Annotated in this window: 14 protein-coding genes and 1 tRNA gene; 7 read left to right on the top strand and 8 right to left on the bottom strand. The window is 63.7% G+C overall.

Annotated elements, in window-relative coordinates; genetic code table 11:
• The first annotated feature begins 112 nt into the window (after positions 1–112).
• The 3 genes from BLR85_RS15415 to BLR85_RS15405 all read left to right on the top strand — a co-directional run bounded on the left by BLR85_RS15415 (position 113) and on the right by BLR85_RS15405 (position 4,571).
• A complete protein-coding gene (locus BLR85_RS15415; RefSeq protein WP_093157816.1) occupies positions 113–2,218 on the top strand; it encodes a divergent polysaccharide deacteylase family protein in 2,106 nt (701 codons plus the stop codon).
• Between the two features lie 106 nt (positions 2,219–2,324).
• Positions 2,325–3,737 (top strand): cardiolipin synthase, encoded by a 1,413-nt coding sequence (gene cls / locus BLR85_RS15410; protein ID WP_093157813.1) that lies wholly within the window; start codon positions 2,325–2,327, stop codon positions 3,735–3,737.
• Between the two features lie 42 nt (positions 3,738–3,779).
• The gene (locus BLR85_RS15405; RefSeq protein WP_093157810.1) at positions 3,780–4,571 is read left to right on the top strand and encodes an endonuclease/exonuclease/phosphatase family protein; all 792 of its coding nucleotides are present in this window, start codon (positions 3,780–3,782) and stop codon (positions 4,569–4,571) included.
• Positions 4,572–4,580: 9 nt separating this feature from the next.
• Here the strand turns inward: BLR85_RS15405 and BLR85_RS15400 are convergent, their stop codons facing one another.
• The 7 genes from BLR85_RS15400 to fabI all read right to left on the bottom strand — a co-directional run bounded on the left by BLR85_RS15400 (position 4,581) and on the right by fabI (position 14,203).
• Positions 4,581–5,660 carry an AI-2E family transporter gene (locus BLR85_RS15400; RefSeq protein ID WP_093157907.1) on the bottom strand — a complete coding sequence of 360 codons (1,080 nt, stop codon included), beginning with the start codon at positions 5,658–5,660 and terminating at the stop codon, positions 4,581–4,583.
• Between the two features lie 341 nt (positions 5,661–6,001).
• Complete coding sequence (trpE, locus tag BLR85_RS15395; protein WP_093157807.1) at positions 6,002–7,516, bottom strand: anthranilate synthase component I; 1,515 nt, start codon at positions 7,514–7,516, stop codon at positions 6,002–6,004.
• Positions 7,517–7,520: 4 nt separating this feature from the next.
• The gene (locus BLR85_RS15390) at positions 7,521–9,374 is read right to left on the bottom strand and encodes a peptidylprolyl isomerase (protein WP_093157804.1); all 1,854 of its coding nucleotides are present in this window, start codon (positions 9,372–9,374) and stop codon (positions 7,521–7,523) included.
• Between the two features lie 68 nt (positions 9,375–9,442).
• Positions 9,443–10,633, bottom strand: coding sequence for an aminotransferase (locus BLR85_RS15385; protein WP_093157801.1), 1,191 nt, complete (start codon positions 10,631–10,633; stop codon positions 9,443–9,445).
• Between the two features lie 137 nt (positions 10,634–10,770).
• Entirely contained in the window at positions 10,771–12,096 is a 1,326-nt protein-coding gene (locus tag BLR85_RS15380) for a surface lipoprotein assembly modifier (RefSeq protein ID WP_170844591.1), read from the bottom strand.
• A gap of 762 nt (positions 12,097–12,858) precedes the next feature.
• Entirely contained in the window at positions 12,859–13,377 is a 519-nt protein-coding gene (gene gpt / locus BLR85_RS15375) for a xanthine phosphoribosyltransferase (RefSeq protein ID WP_093157795.1), read from the bottom strand.
• Between the two features lie 7 nt (positions 13,378–13,384).
• On the bottom strand, positions 13,385–14,203 hold the full coding sequence (gene fabI, locus BLR85_RS15370; RefSeq protein ID WP_093157792.1) for an enoyl-ACP reductase FabI: 819 nt from the start codon (positions 14,201–14,203) through the stop codon (positions 13,385–13,387).
• A gap of 147 nt (positions 14,204–14,350) precedes the next feature.
• Between fabI and pdxH the strand changes: the two genes are divergently transcribed.
• The 4 genes from pdxH to BLR85_RS15350 all read left to right on the top strand — a co-directional run bounded on the left by pdxH (position 14,351) and on the right by BLR85_RS15350 (position 16,431).
• Positions 14,351–14,953: a pyridoxamine 5'-phosphate oxidase gene (gene pdxH, locus BLR85_RS15365; protein ID WP_093157789.1), complete on the top strand. Its 603-nt coding sequence runs from the start codon at positions 14,351–14,353 to the stop codon at positions 14,951–14,953.
• 242 nt (positions 14,954–15,195) lie between these two features.
• Positions 15,196–15,711: a cold-shock protein gene (locus BLR85_RS15360; RefSeq protein WP_093157786.1), complete on the top strand. Its 516-nt coding sequence runs from the start codon at positions 15,196–15,198 to the stop codon at positions 15,709–15,711.
• Positions 15,681–16,187 (top strand): DUF192 domain-containing protein, encoded by a 507-nt coding sequence (locus BLR85_RS15355; protein ID WP_244520748.1) that lies wholly within the window; start codon positions 15,681–15,683, stop codon positions 16,185–16,187. The genes BLR85_RS15360 and BLR85_RS15355 overlap by 31 nt, the downstream gene beginning before the upstream one ends.
• Before the next feature lie 167 nt (positions 16,188–16,354).
• Positions 16,355–16,431 (top strand) — tRNA-Pro (locus BLR85_RS15350).
• A gap of 107 nt (positions 16,432–16,538) precedes the next feature.
• Here BLR85_RS15350 and BLR85_RS15345 read toward each other — a convergent pair.
• The coding region (locus tag BLR85_RS15345) for a transposase (protein ID WP_139188418.1) at positions 16,539–16,867 on the bottom strand (329 nt) is incomplete at its 5' end.

Below are 16,867 nucleotides of genomic sequence, written 5' to 3'. Positions count from 1 at the left end.
AACCGGAGAACGGGTCGGGCTATACATGTTCAGAGGCATTCGCCGGGGTCAAGGTCATCCCGCCCGAAAGGGGGCCCTTGGCGGAGCACAACGATAACAACAGGGGTAAGAGATGGGACGCGGAATCCTGTCGGGCCTGATCTGGGGCAGCATCATATCGGTCGTCGTGCTCGGCGCCATGTCACAGCTTTCGCCAATCGACGCATCCCGACAAATGTCGAAAAACGAAGTGGAAACGGCTGAAACTCCGGCAGATGGCGAAGCCACGCCGGAAGGAGCGGAGGCCGTCGCCGAGACGGACGCGCCAGCGGAAGAGGCCGCGCCCGGCGTGGCTCCCCTGATGCAAAGCCCCGAAGCTGAAACCACGCCGGAGCCCGCGGCCGAACCGCCCGCCGCGGAGGCGGTCGCGAGCGGCGAGCAAAAGCGTCCCGTGACGGCTGTTGAACTGCCTGCCGGCTCCGAATTCCGCAAGGCGCCCGCCGAGACGGATGCCGAGCTGCCCGAAGGGGCCGCAGCGCCGGCCCCGGTCTCGGCGCCCGCCGCCCCGTCGCGCGGTGGCGAAGACGTGGTCGCGAGCCTGCCGCAGGACGCCGCGCCGCGCCCGGCACTGCCCGGCATGGAAGTGTCCGCACCGAATGCGCCGCTTGCCGAACCCGAGGCGGCGGATACGACCGCGCCTGCCCAGGGGGACGCCCCCGAGGCCGCCATGGGGCCTTCCCTGCCGCAGCTGGACAGTGGAGAGGCCGCGCCGGAAGGTAATCTCGTTACTGGTTTCCCGCCGCCGCGCCGGGCCGAAGCGGTCGAAGCCCCCGCGGTGCTTCCCAGCGAGGGATCTGGCGAAACCATTGCCGAGGTAGAGACCGAAGCCGAGTCTGTAAAAGCGGTCGGTGCACCGGAAACGCAGGCAGCCGAGACGGCGGAAACAGCCGGCTCGGCGCCGGAAGTCTCGTCCCTCGCTCCCGAAGCGCCGCAGAGCGTACAGGCCGCCAGCGACGCCGAAACCATGGCCGCCGAGCCGGGCGCTGCCGAGACCCTCGCCGGGGCGGTGGAACCGGACGCCCGGCAGCCCGCCACCGAAGCGGAAGAAACCGTCGCCGCAGCCGCGCAGGCCCCGGAGGTCAGCACACTTGCGCCCGCGACGGGAGGCGCCTTCGTCTCCGCCGTGCAACAGACGCCAGAACCGGTTGCGGCCGCACCTGCCGCGACGCAGGGTGCGGCCGCAACCGCAACGGAAGACGCGGAGACCGCCGCCCCAGTCGTGGCCAGCGACAGCCCGCTTGCCGGCGGCACCTTTGGCGATGGTTCCGCGACCACTGCCACGGCTGAACAGGCCGACCCGGTCGCACCGCAAACCGTGACCGGATCGCAAGCGCCCGCGACCGAAGCGACGGGGATCGCCACGCATGTCCGTCCGCTCACCGAACGCGTCGGTGTCTCTTCGCGGCTGCCCCAGATCGGCGTCTCCGAGGACGAGGGCGAGGAGGAACTGGCCCTTGCCGAGACAACGGAAAGCCAGGATCCAACGGCGGAGCGGGCCTTGACGCTTGGTGCGCTTGCCCGCAATGCCCGCCCCTTCGAGAACCCGGAGGGCAAGCCGCTCTTTTCCGTGATCCTGATCGACGAGGGCGACGCCGGGCTCGACCGCTCCGTGCTGAGCACCTTCTCCTTCCCGGTGACATTCGCCATCGACCCGACCCGGCCCGACGCACGGGCGGCGGCCGAGGAGTTCGCCCGGGCCGGCTTCGAAGTCGTGGCGCTGGCCAGCGGCGTGCCTGGAGGCGCGACCCCCCGCGACCTCGAAACTTCGCTGGAGGCGCATCTGGCGCAACTGCCGCAGGCTGTGGCCTTGATGGACCCGGAAGAGGGGGGCATCGGCGGTGATCGGGAACTGGTCGAACAGGCGCTGATGATCGCGGCGCAGGAAGGGCACGGGCTGATCGGCTGGTCGCGCGGGCTCGGCCCGCTGGAAGCGGCAGCGCGCAAGGGGGACTTCCCTGTCGGGCTGGTCTACCGGGTACTGGATGCCGGTGGCGAAAGCAGTCCCACGATCCGCAGGTATCTTGACCGCGCGGCCTTCAAGGCGGCGCAGGACGGCGCGGTCATCATGGTGGGCCACAGTCGGCCCGAAACCGTGACGGCGCTGTTCTCCTGGGCGCTTGGCGGCAAGGCCGGCCAGGTGGCGCTTGCCCCGGTTTCGGCGGTGTTGCGCCAGCAATAGGGCACGGTTTCGGGCCTGATCCGCACTTGAAACCGCTGGTTCCGAAGGATGAAACCTTGCCGCGGCACCTGCATCGGATGCATCCTGCCGGAGGGGAGGTGCTGCAATGTGGGTTTCGATCTATGCCGCCAGCTATGTCGTGCTGGAGGCATTCGCGATTTATTTCGCCTATCGGGCGGTCGCCCGCGCGCGCACGCCACAAGGTTCCATTGCCTGGGTCGCCTTCCTGATCTCGATGCCGTGGATCTCCGTGCCGGCCTTCCTCGTGCTGGGGCATACGAAGTTCCGCGGATATGTCATCGCGCGGCGCGATTCCCAGGAGGTGATCACCGGCGTCGGCACCTTCGGGAAGCAGTATCCGGCCAGCGGCGATGGCGGCCTCTTCGGCTTCGCCAGCTTCGAACGTATCGCCGAAATGCCGGTCGTGGGGGGGAACGGATTCGATCTGCTGATTGACGGACGGGAAACCTTCGACGCGATCTTCGAGGCGCTGGAAAAGGCCGAGGAATACATTCTCGTCCAGTTCTACATCATCAATGATGATAATCTTGGACGCGCCTTTGCCGAACGCCTGAAGGCCGCCACCAGTCGCGGGGTGAGCGTGCGGCTGCTCTTCGATTCCGTTGGCAGCGCGAAACTTCCGCAGAGCTATCTTGATGACCTACAGGAGGCGGGCGTGGAGGTCGTCAACGCCCACGCCATCCGCGGCCCGCGCCACCGTTTCCAGGTCAATTTCCGCAATCACCGAAAGACCGTCGTCATCGACGGGCAGGTGGGTTTCACCGGCGGGCTGAATGTCGGGGACGAGTATATGGGGCGCAACGAGAAATTCGGTGCCTGGCGCGACACCCATTGCCGCCTGACCGGCCCTGTCGTTCTGCAACTTCAACTCGTCTTTGCCGAGGACTGGCACTGGGCCACGCAGTCCTTGCTCATCCCGAAACTGAAATGGGCGTCGGAGAAATCTGCCGAGGAGATGGATGCGCTTATCGTCGCCACCGGCCCGGGGGATCGGCTGGAGACCGGCTCGCTCTATTTCTGCGCCTGTATCACGCGGGCGACGCGGCGGGTCTGGATCGCCTCGCCCTATTTCGTGCCCGATGTGGATATCCTGACCGCGCTCAAGCTGGCCGCCTTGCGCGGGGTCGATGTGCGTATCCTCGTCCCGGACGTGATCGACCACAAGATCCCCTGGCTTGCCGCCTTTGCCTATTTCGACGAGATCCGCGCCGCCGGTGTCCGCGTCTGGCGCTATGATGCGGGCTTCATGCATCAGAAGGTGATCCTGGTGGATGACGATATTGCCTCCGTCGGCACCACGAACATGGACAATCGCTCCTGTCGGCTCAATTTCGAGGCAACGGCGGTGTTCTTTGACAGCCGCGTGGCCGAGGAAGTGGCCCTGATGCTGGAAGCGGATTTCGCGCGTGCCTATCTATTGGACAAGGGTCTGGAGGAACAGCCATGGGGGCGGCGCATCGGTGCGCCTTTTGCCCGTCTGCTCGCGCCGATCCTGTGAAACGCGACGTACAGGCCTGTGAAGCGACAATCGGGGAACGTGATGGCAAAGGGCCTGAGGCTGGCCAGTTACAATATCCAGAAAGCGGTTGGGGTGGATTTCCGCCGCGATCCCGGTCGGATCATCGACGTGATCAACATGTTGCAGGCCGACCTCGTGGCGCTTCAGGAAGTCGACAAGCGGCTGGGCGAGCGGCCCTCCGTTCTTTGCCGGCGCATGATCGAAGCCGAGACCGATTTCCGCATCGCGCCGCTCTCGCGCAACGAGGTCAGCCTCGGTTGGCATGGCAACGCGGTGCTGGTACATCGCGATCACGACATTCTGGCGACCGGGCATATCGAACTGCCGGGCCTTGAGCCGCGCGGCGCGGTCCGGGTGGATATCGCTACGGCCGAGGGCCCGGTTGCCGTTGTCGGGGCGCATCTGGGGCTGGTTCGGAATTTCCGCCGGCTGCAGCTCGAAACCATTCGCGGCCATCTGGACGACGCCCCGTCGCGAACCGTCGTTCTCGGAGATTTCAACGAGTGGTCGGTGGAGCGGGGGCTGGAACCGCTCGACGCGGATTACCAGGTGATCAGCCCCGGCAATTCCTTCCATGCCGCGCGCCCGATCGCCAGCCTCGACCGCTTCGCGCTCGGTCGCAAGGTGGCACTGCGCGATGCCGGGGTGGAGGAGGGGGCACTTGCCAGCCGCGCCTCCGACCACTTGCCGGTCTGGGCCGATATCGAGCTTGCCCCGGCCGAACCGGGGGTGCCCGCGCTGCCCACTTTTGAAAGTTCGATCTCCCTGTCGCTCGGCACCCAGCAATGGTGGAACACGTTCCGCGGCGGGTGAGGCCGGGATTCAGGCTTCTTCTGTATGTTGTTCTGGAACCGGCTCGGTCTCTTGATCGATCCAGTACGTGAACAGCTTGTAGAAGACCGACAAAATAACTGGCCCGATGAAAATCCCGATCAACCCATAGGCCATCAAGCCGCCCAGCACACCGATCAGGATCACCAGCATTGGCGTATCCAGCCCGCGAGACATGAAGATCGGCTTGAGCAGGTTGTCGATCACCATCACTGGGAGCATCAACAGCGTGAAGAGCAGCGCCGTTCCGCTATCCATCGCCGTCCATGCCCAGATGATGACCGGCAGCAGCACCGGCCCCGGCCCGACCTGGATAACGCCCAGCAGCAGCGCCACCAGCGATAGCGGGCCGGCAGCGCCGATGCCGAAAGCCGCCATGACGATCCCTCCCATCAGCGCCTGGATCACCGCCACGCCGATCACCCCGCGTGAGACATTGCGCACCGTCGCCCCCGCCATGTCGATCAGCAGCGGGCCACTATCGGCAAAGACACGGTTGGCGAATTTGCGCGCTCCCACGACGAGGCCCGGGCCCGCGATCAACAGAACGCCCATGATGAGGACCGCCAGCGTCAGCGTTACGAGCCCCATCCCGACACCGGCGAGCTGCCCGAGCAACAACCCGCCGGCCTTGAGCAATTGAGGTTCGAACCGGCCGATCATCTCGAGGATATCGGAATGCGCGGAACTCCAGGCCGCATGCAGCTTCGGCCCGACCAGCGGCCAGTCGATCACGGTGTCTGACGGCGGTGGAATATGCAGCGTTCCTTTTGCGATCCCGTCGTTGATGGTCTGCCCGGCCTCCATGATACCCATGCCGAGCAGCGCCACCGGGCCGAGCGTGATCGCCAGTCCAATCAATGTCAGGACGCTCGCGGAGAGCTTCTGGCGCCCGCCGAGCAATCGCGACAACACGGCATGAAGCGGGTGGATGGCAACGGTCAAAATAACCGCCCAGAGCATCAGCCCGACGAGTGGGGCGACAAGCATCAGCGAGCCGTAAATGAAGAGCCCGAGAAACCCAATTCGAATTGTGAGGTCAATGACCTTGGCGTCGGTGGAGCTATACATGAAGAAACCCGTTGTTTTGCGCTTCTGGAAGTTGGGCACGGGAGGCCTCTTCAGGCAAGCAAACTGTCGGGTTCAAGCCGATTGCAACGGCCGAAGGGGGCGCGCCGCCCCCCGCGCTCTTGCGAGCGCTCCCCCCAGGATATTCTCTGGAAAGAGGAAAGCTCAAGCGCCGCGCTTTTTCATCTTTCCGATAAATATCCCCGCCGGAGGCACGATCCGAAGGATCGTTCCAGCGTGCGGAGCGCCCACACCTGCACCTAGCCGCCTCTTGTGAAAAACGTTAGCGAGGGAGGCGGACGACATCGGCAGGTCTGCGAAAGGACGGTGGTTGCCGTTCAGGCTCAACTGTTTCCGCCGCGCGCGAAACGCCCGGCATCCTGTGCCGCCGCGCGTATGGCGCGGGATTTGTTCACAGTCTCTTGCCATTCCGCTTCCGGGTTGCTGTCATAGACAACCCCGCCGCCGGCCTGGATATAAAGCTGCTCGTCCTTGAGCACCGAAGTGCGCAGAGCGATGCACATGTCCATGTCGCCATCGGAGGAGAAATAGCCCACGCCGCCGCCATAAACGCCGCGTTTCTCCGGCTCCAGTTCGTCGATGATCTCCATCGCCCGCACCTTGGGCGCGCCGGAGACCGTTCCGGCGGGCAGGCCGGCGAGAAGGGCCGAGAGTGCATCCTCGCCGTCTTTCAACTCGCCCACCACGTTGGAGACGATATGCATGACATGGGAATAGCGCTCGATGACGAATTCCTCGGTGGGTTTCACCGTGCCGATCTTTGCCACGCGCCCGACATCGTTGCGGCCGAGGTCTAGCAGCATCAGGTGCTCGGCCATTTCCTTCTCGTCGCCGAGCAGGTCGGCTTCCAGCGCGCGGTCCTCTTCCTCGTTGACGCCGCGATGGCGGGTGCCGGCGATGGGCCGGATGGTCACCTCGCCCTCGCGCAGACGTACGAGGATCTCGGGGCTGGCGCCGATCACCTGAAAGCCGCCGAAGTTGAAGAAAAACATGAAGGGCGAGGGGTTCGTCCGTCGCAGGCTCCGGTAGAGCGCGAAGGGCGGCAGCGGGAAATGCACCGTCCAGCGCTGCGAGGGGACGACCTGGAAGATGTCGCCGGCCTTGATGTACTCCTTAGCCTTTTCAACGGCTTTCATGTAATCTGGCTTGGTGAAGTTCGACACTGGTTCGCCCACGTCAAGTGCGTCGGCAAGGTTGCGCGTCTCGCCCCGCAAACCGAAATCGAGATCGCGCAGCGCATCCATCACCCGTTCGGCCGCCTGTGCGTAGGCGGCCTTGGCTGTCAGCCCCGAGCCTGTGAACGCGGGGGAGACGAGGATCACCTCGCCCTTCACGCCATCCAGAACCGCCACCACGGAGGGGCGCATCATCACCGCGTCCGGCAGGCCGACCGGATCGGGATTCACGTTGGGCAGATGCTCGACAAGGCGGATCATGTCGTAGCCGAGATAACCGTAGAGGCCAGCCGCCGCGGAGGGCAGGTCATCGGGCAGTTCGATCCGGCTTTCTGCGATCAGGGCGCGCAGCGAGCTCAGCGGATCGGCCTGCTCGACCTCGAAAGTTTCCGCGTCGAAGCGGGCCTGCCGGTTGATCCGCGCCTGTTTCCCCTCGCATTTCCATATCAGGTCCGGCTTCAACCCGACGATGGAATAGCGCCCGCGCACCTCGCCGCCGGTGACGGATTCGAGCATGAAACTGTCCGTCCGCGCACCCGCGAGCTTGAGCATCAGGCTCACCGGCGTATCCAGGTCGGCGGCAAGGCGTGTGTAGACGACCTGGTTCCGCCCGGCTTCGAAGCCCTTGGCAAAGTCGTCATAGGAGGGGGAAAGCTGGGTCATCGCGTCAACGGAACACTTGCGAATGCACGGCGTTCACGCCGGCATCGTTGATGGAAATGCCCGCCGTGGCTGTAAGGTACTGGGCATAGTAGTTGAACAGATCCGACGAGAGCCCCTGCGCGGCCTGCTGCTGCATGGCGCGGTTGAACAGCGCCACCTGCGGATCTTCGAGATCTGCCTCGGCGATGCCGTCGAGCACGATCAGGACGGCGCCATTGACAGTCTTCACAACGGCAACCTCTTCCGACTCCATGCCGAAGACGGCCTCGCTCACCGCGGGGTCCAGCCCGTCGATGAAGCCGCTGCGGGTGACGTTCTCGGCGCTCTGCACGCCGAGCCCCGCGACATCGACCAGAGTCTTGCCGGCTTCCATCTCGGCCTTTGCTGCCTCGGCTTCGGCCACCAGCGCCGCGCGCTCGGCTTCGGCAGTCCAGCCGGCAATGACGGCGTCGCGCACGTCTTCCAGCGGTTGCAGGCTCGGCGGTTTCACCGCGTCGAGGCGCATCGCATAGATCGAGCCGTCATCGAGCGACAGGATCTCGGGGAAATCCTTCTCGGTCAGCGCGGTGGCGGCTTCGCGGAATCCCTCATAGGCGGCGATCCCGTCCTGACTGCCCGGGAAATAATCGATAGAGCCAAGCTCCATTGCGGTCTCTGTAGCCAGATCCTCGACCGTGGCGCCGCCCGCAAGGCGGTCATCCATGTCGGTGATCATGTCCTCGATCAACCGGCGGGCACGTTCGCGTCCAAGCTCGGCGCGCAGCTCGGGCAGGGCCTGCTCGAAACTCGTCTCGCGCGCCTGCAGGATGCCGTTCATCCGGAAGAGGGCGGGGCCGAAATCCGTCGGATAGGGGCCGACAAGGCCCGGCTCGTCGCGCCCGAACACGGCCGCACCTGCCTGTCCCAGGTCGTCTTCGGCCACATCGCCAATGTCGACATCTTCCAGCGTCAGGCCGCGTTCCTCGACCACGGCGGCGAAATCCTTCTCGCCGGATTCGATGGCAGCCTTCGCCGCGCTTGCTTCCTCGGGCGTGCCGAAAACCAGCCGTTCGACCAGCCGCCGCTCCGGGATCACGTATTCATCGGCTCGCTCGGCATAGAGCGCGCGCAGCGCTTCCTCGTCGATCTCGACCTGGTCGAGCAGCATGTCGGGCGTCAGCCACGCAAAGGTGATGGCCTTCGTCTCGGGCAGGGTGAAGAGTGGCGCATTTTCCTCGTGGAAGGCGACCAGATCCTCCTCCGTCGGCTCCCCGATCTCGGTCGTGAGGCTGTCGCGCCCGAATTCCGCCCAGCGGAAGCTGCGCCGCTGGCCGAACCACTCGGTCAGGATATCGGTCAGCTGCGCGGGGGGCGCGACGCCGACAACAACGGAGGATTGCAGGATGTTGCGGGTGCTTTCCTCGCGCACATCCTGTTCGAAATCGGACACGTTCCAGCCGTTCTGGTCGAGCATGAACTCGTAGGACTCCCGGTCGAACTTGCCATCAACGCCCTGGAAAGCGGGGGATTCGGTGATCATGCGGACCACTTCGGCGTCGCCGACCGACAGGCCAAGCCCGTCCGCCTCGTTATTGATCGCTTCGGTTCCGATCAGTTGCCCGCGCACTTGTGCCGGAATGCCCTGCGCTTCCATCGCGCCGAGCGTCAGGTCGGTGGCGCCGGAGGCTTCCTGCGTGCGGATGGCCTGGACCATGGCGCGGTAGTAATCCTCCGCGGTTATGTCCCGATCACCAACGGAGGCGATGGTCGTTCCGCCGCCGGAGAAATTGGTGATGCCAAAGCCGCCAAGGCCGAGAATAAGCATCCCCATCAGAACCATCATCATGTAGTCGCTTGCCGACTTTTTCTTTTGCTTCATCGCCCGGTGGCCTCCTGCGGAAGTGGTCGCGTTTGTCTAGGCGTTGCGGCGCAGGGAGGCAAGCGGACTCAGCGCGGCAACCCAAGGCTTTCCAGCCGATCAAACAGCGTTGCGATGCCCGCGCGGTCAATATTGGCATAGGCAATGCGCAGGTGACGGGCGCCGGATGGCTCGCCGCGCGGCTCGAACATGGTGCCGGGCAGGCAGAGTACGCCGGCGGCCTCTACCATTTCGCGGGCCAACGCGTCGGAGGGGAGCGCGAAAGGATGCTCGACATAGGCGAAATAGGCCCCGCAGCCCTTGAGCCGCCAACCCTTGGCCGCCAGCCGGGGAAAACCTTCCTCGATGGCCCGGCGCCGTACGAGGATTTCCTGCCGCTCGCCGGCAAGCCAGTCGCCGAGATTGCGGATGCCCCACAGCGCGCCGCGCTGGCCGACCTGGCTCGGGCAGATCGTGACCGAGTCGATGAATTTCTCCACCTCGGCCAGCCGTGCGGGGCTCGACATCATCGCGCCGACGCGATGGCCAGTCAGCCGGTACGCCTTTGAGAAACTGTAAAGGCGGATCACCGTATCCTCCCAGTCGGGATCGGTGAGCAGATCATGCGGCGCGCCCTCGCTGGAGTGGAAGTCGCGGTATGTCTCGTCGATCACCAGCGCAAGCCCATGCTTCCGCGCAAGGTCCCGGAAGCCCGCGATCAGCGTTGCGGAGTATTCCACGCCCGCCGGGTTGTTCGGGCAGACGAGCGCGATGGCGCGCGTGCGCGGCGTGATCAGTTTCCCGGCCACGTCCAGCCGGGGCAACAGCGCGTCATCCGTGGGCAAAGGCACGGCGCGGATGGAACTCATGTCCAGCCACATCTTGTGGTTGAAATACCAAGGTGTTGGCAGCAGAACCTCGTCGCCCGGGCCTGCCAGCGTGGCAATGGCGGCGGCGAAGGCCTGGTTGCAGCCGGAGGTGATGGCGACCTGCGCGGGAGAAACCTGGCCGCCATATTGCGCGGAAGCCTGTTCGGCCAGTGCTTCCCTCAGCGCAGGAAGCCCGAGGTCCGGGCCGTAGAGATGGCTTGCCGTCTCCTCAAGGAGCGCCTGCGCCATGGCCTCGCGCAGGGGCGCCGGAGGCGCGGCGACAGGTGCGGCCTGGCTGACATTGATCAGCGGCTGGTCGGCGGGAAACGTCACGCCCGCCACCCAACGCGCGGCTTCCGGAACGGGCGAGATATCCGTGGCCATCATGGCCGGGTTCAGGGGCAGGGGCATGGGCGGCTCCGGAGCAAGATGCGCCAAGAGTTAGCAAGCCGGTGGCATGACCGAAAGGCCCTTTCATCGGCTTGCCACGAAGGCCACGGCGACGGTCCCTGTAAAGCGCACGCGTTGCCGGGGCCGCCCGGTGCGGATCAGAACCGCGCCTCGATCAGTGCCGCGCAATAGCTGTCGTTGCGGTCCTCGGCATCGATATTGGAATTCGTCCGCGTGTAATGACACCCGAACCGAACCTGTGCAGGGGCGAATTCCGGACGTGTCGCTACCAGCTCCAGCCCGATATCCCAAACCCTGTCATCACGCGTGATGCCGGAATGCTCGTGCTCGGCATCGTAGCGCCGCACACCGGCTTCGGCCGAGAGCCGGCCGGAAAGTCCTTCGCCGAGCGTCTTGTCAAAAACACCGAACACCGACGGGCCAATATAGCGGCTGGAGTCCTTTTGGGGATTGTTGCGGTCGCTCAAGGCCAGCCCGAGGCCGTTGCGGCCGACATTCGGCAGCAGTCGGGAATAGGCGAGTGAGGCGCTCCAATCCGCCTGGCGGGGCGCATCCTCATCATCATATTGCCGCTTGCGGAAGCGCAGGCAGGTCGAGAGTGTCTGTTTGGAGGGCAGGAAGCGGTGGTAGTTGAAACTGAACCCGAGGGCAGTGTGATCGGTGAAATCATCCGACCCGTCACCGTCATAATGCGCCCGGTGCAGAATTGCCGTCGTCTTCATCGTCCCTGTATCGGTTCGTCTCTGCCAGCCGGCGCTGAGGCGGGCGTTGCTCCGTCCGAGATCCTCTTGCGGAAACTGGTCGCGGGTGATCCCGAAGCCGAGGATCAAGCTGTCGGTCGCCGATGTTGGGCGCGTGTACTTGCCGTCAAGCCCGAGATGGATCCGGTTGCCGGAGATCTGGCTGTCATGCTCTTCGTCGCGCTCGAACCGCCAGAAGGGCGGGCCGCAGAGTCCGGTCGACTGGATGGGCGCGCCGTCAAAAATCCAGCCCGAGCGATGCATGCCGATATTCGAACTCGACAGCACGCCGAAGCTGGCGGTCAGGGTGAAGGGATCGGGCGGATAGGGTAGGCCAGCAGGATGCCTGGCCGGCAGGATGAAGGCCGTCTGGTCCTGCGCATCGTCCGCGACGGAGTCTTCGAGTGCCAGCGGCCCCTGCGCTGTGCTGCCCGCTTGGGGCCGTTGCGTCGGCGTGGAAAGAGCCGCGTCCGTCGGCAGGTGGCAGGAAAGGCATTTGGGGCGATTCATTCCGTCAACGCTCACATGCTCTTGCGGCAGGTTGGAGCCGCTGAGATGGCACAGGGTGCAATCTCCAACCATATCGGGGGTTGCGCCTGCCGGAAGGCCTGTCAGCAGGAGCAGCGCCGCCGCCGCGAGCGCGCCGCCCCGCGCGGCAGGATTTCGAGAAATGCGCAATGACCGGAGACCGGCAATCGTCGAAAAGATGCTTTGTGTGAGCATGATCTTCTCCACCTTCATGAAAGCCAGCAGGTGACGTCCTGCGATTGATGAATCCCCTTTGTTGCTCTTGCGCCGAACGGGCAGAGCGGGCCGAATGAAAACGGTCGGAGACGGAAACGCTTGGGCTGTAGGGCAGGCGACGGCCTGAGCTCTCCGCGACATTGCGGACGCGAAGGGGCAGTCTTGTATGCAGGGGGGAGCCTGCTGAAAAAATCTGAAAGTATTTCAACAGGCTGTCCGGGTCGCGAAGTGCCTGCGTCACATCCGGGAAGGCAGTCCAAAGGCAAAAGTGACTGCAAGGCGCAGCTTCCGCAGTCCGTGGAGACCACGTGATCGAAGTTTGCGTATCTTCGTCCCTCGCGCATCAATCCGATTGCCTCCCGGATGGCATATTGATGCGGTTTCACTCAACATTTCGATCTCGCGCCCGTGGGAATGCGTCCCGTGGGCGGCGGGCAACCGGGGCCGGCCGATGAAATCGGGACAAGTCGAGCCCGATCCGGCGGTCCACAATCACAAATACATTTCCGTTGTACCGTGAGGGCAGCGCAAACGGCACCAGAAAAGAAATATTCAATTTGCACAATTAAAGGGTCGGAGGATGATTTCAACAGAAATCCCTTGCCTCGGCGGGAAAAAAGCCGCAGCCGTGGCAGGTTTCTGGCGTCGGAAAGGAATATCGCCAATGTGCGCGTCTAGGGAACGGTCCGGTGGACCGCTTCCCGCGCGACGGGCACCGCTAAGGTGCGGCGACCCGAGCCGTCAATCTGTGCCGCGATAGGGCTCCACATATTGCAGCGCCATGTCCCATGGGAAGAAGATCCATGTGTCCTGGCTCACCTCGGTGATGAAGGTATGCACCATGGGCCGGCCCTTCGGCTTGGCATAGACGGTGGCAAAATGCGCCTTGGGGTAGAGCTTGCGCACCAGCTCAAGCGTCTTGCCCGAGTCCACGAGGTCGTCGATCACAAGGATACCCGTGCCGTCGCCCATAAGCTCCTCGTTCGGAGCATTCAGGACCACCGCGTCCATCTGCGTCTGGTGGTTGTAGGATTTCACCGAGATCGTGTCGACCAGCCGGATATCCAGCTCGCGGGCGATGATCATCGCCGGGGCCATGCCACCGCGCGTGATTGCGACAATCGCTCTCCAGGCGCCGTCATCGGGCCCCTGTCCGTCCAGCCGCCATGCCAGCGCGCGGCTGTCGCGGTGGATCTGATCCCAGCTGATGTGGAAACCCTTCTCGTGGGGAAGGCGGTCGGGACGGGGGCGCTCGCTCATGAGGTGCTCACTTCTTTCCGGTTACGACGTCGATATCGGGCGCATCCACGGCCTTCATGCCGACCATGTGATAGCCCGCATCCACATGGTGCAGCTCGCCCGTCACACCGCTGCCGAGATCCGACAGCAGGTAGAGCGCTGATTTGCCGACATCGTGAATGGTCACGTTGCGGCGCAGCGGCGAGTTCATCTCGTTCCATTTCAGGATATAGCGGAAATCGCCGATGCCCGAGGCGGCAAGGGTCTTGATCGGGCCAGCCGAGATCGCGTTGACGCGAATGCCGTCCTTGCCGAGATCTTCGGCGAGGTAGCGCACGGAGGCCTCCAGCGCCGCTTTGGCCACACCCATCACATTGTAATGCGGCATCACCCGTTCGGCACCGAGATAGGTCAAGGTCAGCGCCGAGCCACCGTTCTTCATCAGCTTCTCTGCCCGCTGCATCACCGAGGTGAAGGAATAGACCGAGATATCCATGGTCATGGTGAAATTTCCACGGCTGGTGTCGACATAGCGGCCGCGCAGCTCGTTCTTGTCGGAAAAGCCGATGGCGTGGACGATGAAGTCGAGCGAGCCCCAGGCTTGCTCGAGCTGGGCGAAAACCGCGTCGACGGAGGCATCGTCGCTCACGTCGCAATCGGCCAGCTGGGTCACGCCCAGTTGCTCGGCCAGCGGCACGACCCGCTTGCGGAAGGCATCGCCCTGGTAGGTCAGCGCGAGCTCGGCACCGGCATCGGCGCAGGCCTTCGCAATGCCCCAGGCGATGGACTTGTCATTAGCCAGCCCCATGATTAGGCCGCGCTTGCCGGCCATCAACCCTGTTGTCATCTGTCCCTCCACCGCTCGGAAATCCTTTCGGCCCGTTTAGGCCATGCAACGGGCCGGACGCAAGTGTGCCTGCTTTGCCGCTGGCATTGGCGCGTCCGGCGGTGTAGCCATCGCACATCACATTTGGACCGATATCTGGAGATGTTGATGAGCGACCGTAGCGGACTTTTCGCGGGCGACGATCCCTTCGAGCTGGCACGCAAGTGGCTGGCGGAGGCCGAGGCGAGCGAGCCGAATGACCCCAACGCCATCGCGCTCGCTACCGTGGACAGTGATGGCATGCCGAATGCCCGCATGGTTCTGCTCAAGGAGATCGAAGAAGACGCGTTTGTCTTCTACACCAATTACACCTCCACCAAGGCGGCGGAACTGGAACAGGCCGGAAAGGCCGCTTTTGTCATGCATTGGAAGAGCTTGCGCCGGCAGGTGCGGGTGCGCGGGCATATCACCCGCGAGGAGGGCCCGAAGGCGGATGCCTATTTTGTCTCGCGGTCGCTGAAGTCGCGGTTGGGGGCCTGGGCATCGCATCAGAGCCAGCCGCTCGCATCGCGTTCTGCCCTGATGGCGGAGGTCGCCCGCGTGACCGCGCGCTATGGCACAAATCCGCCGCGCCCCCCGTTCTGGGGAGGGTACCGTCTGCGCCCTGTAGAGATTGAGTTCTGGGCGGACGGAGCCTTCCGGCTGCATGATCGTTTCCGTTGGAGTGACGACGGGCAGGGTGGATGGCAGGTGGAGCGGCTTTCACCCTAAGATTGTTTCCGAGATGCTGACAGTCGAAGAAATCTCCGTCGAAACCAGCCTTTTCATCCGCGAAGCTTGATGTTCTCTGGACGTTGACCTAAGGATGCTGTCTCGTATTTATTGCCTGATGGCGATATTTTGAATTGTTCGACAAGCGATTTCATTGGTGCACTGGTATGTAACGAGGCTCACCCGAAATACGGGAGTGGTGCAATGGTGACCCGCTGGTGACCGAGAACGAAAAGACGACTATGGCCGACGCAATGCGCGGTCGTGTGAAATGGTTCGACCCGATGAAAGGGTTTGGATTCGTGGTGGCTGACGAAGGTGGTCCCGATATTCTTCTGCACGCAAATGTGCTGAGGAATTTCGGCCAGTCTTCCGTCGCGGATGGCGCTGAAATCGAGATACTGGTTCAGAATACGACCCGTGGCATGCAGGCGGTGGAGGTGCTTTCCATCGTGCCGCCAGTGGAGGAGGAGGGGGCCCCGCTCGAGGACCTCGCCACGATGTCGGCCGAAGACCTGGAGGCGCTGCCGCTTGAGCCGGCACGCGTCAAGTGGTTCGACAAGGGCAAGGGTTTCGGCTTTGCCAACGTGTTCGGCCGCTCGGAGGATATCTTCGTTCATGTGGAAATTCTGCGCCGGTCAGGGCTGGCCGATCTTCAGCCGGGCGAAGCCGTTGGGCTGAAGGTCGTCGATGGACGCCGGGGACTGATGGCGATACAGGTATCGGCATGGGAAAGGGCAATCCGGGAACGAGAGTGATGCGTAACTGGCAGAAACTGTTGATCATCCCGTTGCTCCTGGCAATCTGCTCTCAGCAGGCCTTGGCAGAGTGTTCGCTAGATCGTTTGGATCTGCGTGGGCCGTGGGGCAGTGCGCGCTTTTCAGTGGAGCTTGCCGACGACCCCGGGGAGCGCGCTCAGGGGCTCATGTTCCGGGATCATCTGCCCCGTTCTGCCGGGATGTTGTTCGTGTATGAGAAGGCCGGGCCGGTCAGTTTCTGGATGAAGAACACCCGTATTCCGCTCGACATGATCTTTGCCGACCAGCGTGGCGTCGTGACCCGGGTTCATTCAAGCGCAATTCCCGGAGATCTTACTCCGATTGACGGCGGTGACGGCGTGCTTGTTGTGCTGGAGGTCAATGGCGGTCTCGCGGAGGCTTTGGGAATTTCTGCCGGGGACGAGCTTCGCCATCCTGCCCTGGGACCGGAGGCCGCCTGGTCCTGCGTCCGCTGAACCGGCGATGATCCGTCTGGCGAGGCCGGCTGAAAAATTCTTGTCACTTACTTGAAAGCGAGTGCTTGTGATTTGCCCGATCTGCGGTCATACAGCGCCGATCCGATCACACCATCCCTTGGGCCGGTCGGAATGTGATGCGCCGGTTTTTCAGGGTGCATCCGGATCGGGGCGTAGCGCAGCCTGGTAGCGCGACGGTTTTGGGTACCGTAGGTCGCAAGTTCGAATCTTGCCGTCCCGACCAAACACTTACCAGATTTCAGATGGCGCGGTTTGCAGCTTGGTTTGCAAAACCGTTCTTCATTCTTCCCCATGGAGCTTGGCAATTTTGGCACCTAGAGCGTGTCGCGTTTAATCGGCCTCATAGCCTGCGGCTTTGAAGTAGTTGTAGCATTCTTCGTCCGAGAAGAGGTTGCAGACCTGTCCGACGGCGGCCCAGAGTTGGTCATAGGTTCGCGCGGCGGCCTTCCTGATCAGTGTCTTGAGTTTCGAGAAGGCCATCTCGATGGGATTCAGATCTGGGCTGTAGGGTGGCAGGAACAGGAACCATGCACCAATCGCGCGTAGGGACGCCGCTGCGGCCGGGGCTTTGTGGCTCGACAGGTTGTCGAGTATGACAACGTCGCCTTCGCGCAGCGTCGGCCCCAGTTGGGTTTCGATGTAGAGGGCGAACATTTCGG

The sequence above is a fragment of the Aliiruegeria lutimaris genome (genome assembly GCF_900099935.1).
GTDB classification, from domain to species: domain Bacteria; phylum Pseudomonadota; class Alphaproteobacteria; order Rhodobacterales; family Rhodobacteraceae; genus Tropicimonas; species Tropicimonas lutimaris.
Note: the sequence above shows the minus strand (reverse complement) of the source record. Positions and strands in the feature narration are given on the sequence as shown.